Raw genomic sequence first — 5,459 nt, 5'->3', positions numbered from 1 at the left:
GAGCGCAAGCTCGCCCCGAAGCCCGCGAACCTCACCTTCGAGCAGGCCGCCACCGTCGCCATCTCCGGGCTCACCGCCCTCCAGGCGCTGCGCGACCACGGCAAGGTGCACCCGGGGCAGCAGGTCCTCGTCATCGGCGCATCCGGAGGCGTCGGAACCTACGCCGTGCAGCTCGCCAAGGCGTTCGGTGCCACGGTCACGGGCGTGTGCAGCACGACCAAGGTCGACCTCGTCCGCAGCATCGGCGCCGACCACGTCATCGACTACCTGCAACAGGACTTCGCCGAGAGCGGCCGAGGCTTCGACCTCATCCTCGACATCGGCGGGAACTCGCCGCTGTCACGGCTGCGGAAGGTCCTCACCCCGAAGGGCACGCTCATCATCGTCGGCGGCGAGGGCGGCGGCCGCTGGCTCGGCGGCCTCGACCGACAGATGCGCGCCTCCGCGCAGTCGCTGTTCGTCGGCCAGAAGCAGGGCACGTTCATGAGCCGGGAGAACCACGAGGACATGATCGTGCTGGCCGACCTCATCGAGGCGGGCAAGGTCACGCCGGTGGTCGACCGCTGCTACCCGCTCAGCGAGGCCGCGCACGCCATCCGCCACATCGAGGAAGGCCGGGCACGCGGGAAGGTCGTCGTCCGCGTGGCGGCGACGGACGGCCCCCGATGAACCCCGCCTGGTCCAGCTGTGGGACAACGACGAGTGCGCCCCCGTGGCCGACCAACTCCGGCGACGGGTGGCCGACCGGCTCACCGACACCCAGCAGCGGATCACGAAGCTGGTCGCGCTTGGCGGCGACCTGCACCAGGTGCTGGCACGGCTGCAGCATCCGGCCCACAACGGCCCGTGCGTGGAGGGCGAGTATGTCTGCCTGTCCAACGAGACGACGGTGCCGCCACGCACGCCGCTGCTGCTGCCGAACGTCGAAGGCGATGTCGACGCCGAGCTGGCGTGCACGCTGCACCCGGACCGGATGCCCGACCGCATGACCGACTGGCAGGCCCTGCTGGGACGGGCGACCGGTCGCGAGCCGATCTCCGGCGGGGTGGCGGTGCGGTTCCCGTTGGACCTTGAGCTGTCCCGGGAGCTGGTGCGACTGGCGTCTGCCGAGCACGACTGCTGCCGCTTCTTCGACTTCGCGCTGCACATCACCGCCGACGGCCTCAACCTGCGCGTCACCGGCCCTTCCGAGGCCCAGCCGGTCATCGCCGCCGTGTTCGGCGTCCCCGGAACCCTTCACCAGGGGTTCGGCGCGGACGGGTTCGGTGTCGTTGGAGACGCTACTCTGAGGCGGTTCTCGGGGCGGGGTCTGTTGCGTGGAGCTCGCTCTTGCGCACGTAGTGGCGGTTGCTGTTGGGCAGCTCGCGGTTGCGCCCATGGTCGGCGGTGAGCGCTCAGCGGGTCGGCGGCTGCTGACCGCCCTGCGGCCGCTGGGGTGGCCCGCCGTGGGCATGCTGGCCGTGTCGGCCGTCTACGGGGCGTTCGGCGTGCTGGTCGGGGAGCGGCTGCCCCAGCTGTCGACGGCGACGACTGCCGCCGGCATGCCTGTGCGCCTGGTGCAGTCCACGGTGGTGTTCGGGATCATCGGTCTGGCGTTCGTCTACCTCGAGTCGCAACTCGGTGCGGGGTCGAGGGGTGCTCCCAGCCCAGCCGTCCGTGGCGCCGGTCAGGTCGCGGACGCGCGGCCAGGGCTTCCGTACGGACGCGCATGAGACCTGCCATCATTGCTGGGCGGTGGGGCCATCGCTACGCTTTCTGCTGAGGGTCCGGACGGGCGCACGGGTCTTGGAGGTCCATGGCGGATAGTGGCACGCCGGCGCGCACGCGACAGGTGGCCGCCGGCATCGGGTTGCTCGCACTCGCTGTCAGTGCCCTGTACGGCGGCGACGTCTTTGGTGTGCGCACGCAGCTGCTGGGCTCTGACGTCCCGCCGCCGCGACCGGCGGCCGCCAGCCGTGCGGCGGAGGGTTCCGCAGCGACCTCCGCCGAGGCCACTCGGGTCCGATCAAGCCCGTGGTGGCAGGAGGTGGCACGGCTGGATGGCGACGGGCCGGACACCGCAACCGTCGCCCTCGATGAGGGTGCGCTGCAGTGGCGCGCTGCCTGGACGTGCGAAGGGGGCAGCCTCGTGGTGTCGCCCGACAGTGACCGCGAGCCGCTCGTGGAGGCAACGTGTCCGGCCGAAGGCGCCGGGTTCTCGACCTCGACCGGCCCGGTGGGGCTTGAGGTCGAGGCGGACGGTCCGTGGACCCTGGTGATCGAGCAGCAGGTCGACGTCCCCCTCGTGGAGCCGCCGCTCGACGCCATGACGGCAGCCGACACGGTGGCGGTGGCGACCGGTTCCTTCTACGACATGGACCAGACTGGTCGAGGCGAGATGGTCGTCTACCGTCTGGCGGACGGCGGGCACGCCCTGCGGCTCGAGGAGTTCTTCGTCACCCAGAACGTCGATCTGGAGATCCACTTCAGTCCGCTGGACGCGCCACGGACCACCGACGAGTTCCTCGGCGCCCGGTCGGAGAAGGTCGCGGATCTGGAGATCACGGCGGGTTCCATGAACTTCACCGTCCCCGACGGTGTGGATCCCGGCGAGTACCGATCAGTGGTCATCTGGTGCCCGCCCCTGCAGTCTGCGTATGCGGCCGCGACGCTCGCGGAGCCACGATGAGCCGCTCTGCGAAGCCGGCACTTGATGGCGGCGGCGCCGTGGGGACGCCCCCGGGAGGCGGCCCGCACCTGACCGTGCGTGGGCGCCGGATCCCGGTTGTTCTGCCGAAGTTGGGGGATCCGAGGTTGCGGGTCGCCGCCGTGTTGCTCACCGTGCAGGTGCTGGGACAGACGGTTCTCGGGTTCAAGCTGTCCATCGCCCAGATCCTGGTGACCATCGGCGTGTGCGCGCTGGTCGACACCGTGGTCACCTTCAGGCGTCAGCACGTGCTGATGTGGCCGGCCAGCGCCATGCTGACCGGCAACAGCGTCGCGCTGCTGCTGCGGGCGACCGGCACTGAGCACGGTGACTGGTGGAGCCTCAACGGCATCCACTTCTTCGTGCTGGCGGCGCTGCTCTCCCTCGCAGCCAAATACCTTATCCGCCCCGGCGGGCGCCACCTGTTCAACCCGTCCAACGTCGGCCTCGTGTGGGTGCTGTTGGTGGTCGGACCGGCCGGTGTCTTTCCCCAGTATCTGTGGTGGGGCCCGCTGGGCGTGCCCGTCGCGATAACCGTCGCCGTCATCGTGCTGGGCGGGATATGGATCCTGCGGCGGCTGAAGATGCTGCCGATGGCCCTGGCGTTCCTGGTGCCCTTCGGTCTCATCGTCGGCGTGCTCGCGGCGACGGGTCAGAGCTTCTGGGCCATCTGGCATCCCGTGCCGGTCAGCGGTGCGTTCTACTGGTTCAACATCGTCCTGTCGCCGGAGACGCTGATCTTCGTGCTCTTCATGATGTCAGACCCGCAGACCGCGCCGAAGACGCTCGTCGGGCGACTCGTGTACGGCACCACCACCGCTGTCGTGGCCGCCGGCCTCCTCGCCTTCCAGCCCACCGAGTTCGGTGTCAAGCTGTCGATCCTGTCGAGCCTCACCCTCACCTGTGCATTCGTGCCGTTCATCGAGTCTGCTGTCCGGCGTGTCACCAGCCGCCGCCCCGCGAAGGTCGAGCAGCAGGACTCGGTCCGCACGCCTACCGATCACGCGCCGCTTCGTCAGCGTGCGAGGTCGGCGCTCACGGCGCCGGTCGCGGCTGCGGTCATCATCGCGGTCGCCGCGCCGCTCAACACCGCCCAGCTCGCCGACAACGACGAGTTGATCCTCATCGAGCGTGGCATGTCCAACGACCCCAACCCGCAGTAGGCCCGCCGGGGGAACACGCCTTCAGGTGCGCCGGTGACCGCGGAGCGCCATCGCATCGATTCCCGCGCCGTCTTCCCTACGACCAGAACGCCCAGGAGTGCTTCGGGGAGGCCGAGAAACGGATGGAGCGGGAGATCGAGTCCACGATCCGTCGGGACATCGGCGGGGACCACCAGCGCATCACCAGCAAGAAGATCGACTACCGCAACCTCGCGTTCGCACACCTCCTGCTGCCCCTGTGGCTGCTCACCGTCATCTTCGACGGGCGGCACTTCCAGGTCGTCATCAACGGGGCCACCGGCGAGGTGCACGGCGAGCGTCCGTACAGCAAGGTCAAGATCGCCCGAGGCGCGTCTGCGCCGGCGCCTGCGCGACGCGGTCCGAGCCATACGCTCCCAGCCGGCGGTCGCAGGCACGGCCGAGGAGCTGCGCGGCGACCTGGAGCGTGCGGCGTTGGCATTGGACGAGCACCTGGTGGCCGTCGCCGCCCTCCCGCAGGCGACCCGCTCGGCCCCGCTGGCGGGCGTCGAGGGAGCCGTCGCCGGGCTCGAGGAGGCCGCGGCGGTGTGGGGCGCCCGCGCCGCCGGCGGGGTGGACGACGGCAGCACGCTGGTCGAGGGCGTGCGCCTGCGCCTGCGCCTGCGCCTGCTCGACCAGGCACGCGCGGAGCTCGACCGGCGCCACCGTCTTGTGCGTCTCGGATGGCTGATCGGCCGCGGCGGAGTGCGATCCTCACGACCCCGCAGATGCGGTCTGGCTGAGCCGCCAGGCGGCGTTGATGACGCCGACGTGGGAGAACGCCTGCGGGAAGTTGCCCACGTGCCGGCCGGTGTGGGGCTCGATCTGCTCGGCGTACAGCCCCAGGTCGCTGGCCCGCTCGACGAGCCGGTCCAGCACCTCGGCCGCCTCCTGGTCGCGCCCGGCTAGGGCCAGGCACTCGGCGAGCCATGCGGTGCACAGCACGAACCCGTTGGCGTCGCCGTCCCAGCGGTAGACCAGCCCATCGCGCACCAGGGTGCGCTGGATCGCCTGGATCGTGGCGAGCATGCGCTCGTCGCCGGCGTCGATGAACCCGACCAGCGGCATGAGTAGCACCGAGGCGTCGAGGCGGTCGGAGCCCAACGCCCCGGCGAACGCGGCGAACGCGGCGAACGCGGCGAGGTCGTCGTTCCACGCCTGCTCCAGCACCGTCTCACGGATCTCCGCGGCGACCTGCTGCCAGCGGTCGACCTCGGTCCGGGCCTGCAGGAGGTCGGCGAGCTGCACGGCACGGTCGAGGGCGACCCAGCACATCACCTTGGAGGTGGTGTAGTGGCGACCACGGTCCCGGGCCTCCCACATGCCCGCGTCCGCTGATCGCCAGGTGGCCGCCGCTTCATCGGCCATCCACCTCAGCAGGCCACGGGTGCGTTCCCGGAGCGGGTGGAGCTGGTCGCGGTAACGTAACGCCAGGTCGAGCACCTCGCCCATGACGTCGAGCTGGGACTGGTCCCAGGCCGCGTTGCCGATGCGTACAGGGCGGCTGTCGGCATAGCCGCGGAGGTGGCCGAGCTCGTGCTCGGGCACCCACCGCCGCGCCTCACGCACGGGTTCCTCGGTCACGCTCACGC

General features: G+C 70.7%; 7 protein-coding genes. 5 read left to right on the top strand and 2 right to left on the bottom strand.

Annotated features, from left to right (window positions below; all coding sequences use genetic code 11):
* From WD250_05430 to WD250_05410, 5 genes are all read left to right on the top strand, one after another.
* Nucleotides 1–669, top strand: a 669-nt coding sequence (locus WD250_05430) for an NAD(P)-dependent alcohol dehydrogenase (GenBank protein ID MEX2619642.1), incomplete at its 5' end; no start/stop codon positions are given.
* A gap of 43 nt (nucleotides 670–712) precedes the next feature.
* Nucleotides 713–1,390, top strand: coding sequence for a hypothetical protein (locus WD250_05425; protein ID MEX2619641.1), 678 nt, complete (start codon nucleotides 713–715; stop codon nucleotides 1,388–1,390).
* Nucleotides 1,377–1,712, top strand: coding sequence for a hypothetical protein (locus WD250_05420; GenBank protein MEX2619640.1), 336 nt, complete (start codon nucleotides 1,377–1,379; stop codon nucleotides 1,710–1,712). Before WD250_05425 ends, WD250_05420 begins: the two co-directional genes overlap by 14 nt.
* Before the next feature lie 83 nt (nucleotides 1,713–1,795).
* Nucleotides 1,796–2,668, top strand: coding sequence for a DM13 domain-containing protein (locus tag WD250_05415; GenBank protein MEX2619639.1), 873 nt, complete (start codon nucleotides 1,796–1,798; stop codon nucleotides 2,666–2,668).
* Nucleotides 2,669–2,877: 209 nt separating this feature from the next.
* Nucleotides 2,878–3,849 carry an RnfABCDGE type electron transport complex subunit D gene (locus tag WD250_05410; protein MEX2619638.1) on the top strand — a complete coding sequence of 324 codons (972 nt, stop codon included), beginning with the start codon at nucleotides 2,878–2,880 and terminating at the stop codon, nucleotides 3,847–3,849.
* 333 nt (nucleotides 3,850–4,182) lie between these two features.
* On the opposite strand, the gene WD250_05405 is transcribed toward WD250_05410, so the two are convergent.
* Nucleotides 4,183–4,533, bottom strand: coding sequence for a hypothetical protein (locus WD250_05405; GenBank protein MEX2619637.1), 351 nt, complete (start codon nucleotides 4,531–4,533; stop codon nucleotides 4,183–4,185).
* Nucleotides 4,534–4,581: 48 nt separating this feature from the next.
* The coding region (locus tag WD250_05400) for a glycoside hydrolase family 15 protein (GenBank protein MEX2619636.1) at nucleotides 4,582–5,459 on the bottom strand (878 nt) is incomplete at its 5' end.

The sequence above is a fragment of the Egibacteraceae bacterium genome, from assembly GCA_040905805.1.
Classification (GTDB): Bacteria; Actinomycetota; Nitriliruptoria; order Euzebyales; family Egibacteraceae; genus DATLGH01.
Note: the sequence above shows the minus strand (reverse complement) of the source record. Positions and strands in the feature narration are given on the sequence as shown.